This window comes from Burkholderia sp. Bp9090 (assembly GCF_003857985.1).
In the GTDB taxonomy this organism is placed as follows: Bacteria; Pseudomonadota; Gammaproteobacteria; order Burkholderiales; family Burkholderiaceae; genus Burkholderia.
This window is the reverse complement of record NZ_QTPV01000110.1, coordinates 1-776: the sequence shown is the minus strand read 5'-3', so window position 1 is coordinate 776 and position 776 is coordinate 1. Positions and strand designations below refer to the sequence as shown.

The 776-nt window shown below is 68.3% G+C and carries 1 protein-coding gene; it reads left to right on the top strand.

Annotated features, from left to right (window positions below):
* Positions 1-776, top strand: a 776-nt coding sequence (locus tag DIE16_RS36300; protein ID WP_260426353.1) for a methyl-accepting chemotaxis protein, incomplete at both ends; no start/stop codon positions are given.

Below are 776 nucleotides of genomic sequence, written 5' to 3'. Positions count from 1 at the left end.
GCGCAGCAGTCGTCGCTGCAGGTGACGACGTCGGTCGCCGAAATCGCGGCGACGTCGCGCGAGCAGCAGGCGACCGCGAACGAAACCGCGGCGACGACGACCGAAATCGGTGCGACGTCGCGCGAAATTTTCGCGACGTCGCGCGACCTGCTGCGCACGATGAACGAGGTGGCCGGCGTGGCCGAGCAGTCGGCGACGCTCGCGGGCGTGAGCCAGAGCGGCCTCACGCGGATGGGCGAGACCATGCGCAGCGTGATGGACGCGGCCGGTTCGGTGAACGCGAAGCTCGCGATCCTCAACGAGAAGGCGCTGAACATCAACCAGGTCGTCGCGACCATCACCAAGGTGGCCGACCAGACCAACCTGCTGTCGCTGAACGCGGCGATCGAGGCCGAGAAGGCCGGCGAGTACGGCCGCGGCTTCGCGGTCGTCGCGACCGAGATCCGCCGCCTGGCCGACCAGACGGCGGTGGCGACCTACGACATCGAGCAGACGGTGAAGGAGATCCAGTCGGCCGTGTCGGCGGGCGTGATGGGAATGGACAAGTTCTCCGAGGAAGTGCGCCGCGGCATGCTCGACGTGCAGCAGGTCGGCGGGCAGCTGTCGCAGATCATCGCCGAGGTGCAGACGCTCGCGCCGCGCTTCCAGATGGTCAACGAAGGGATGCAGACGCAGGCGAACGGTGCCGAGCAGATCACGCAGGCGCTGTCGCAGCTGTCGGAAGCCGCGCAGCAGACGGCCGAATCGCTGCGCCAGTCGTCGCAGGCGATCGACGA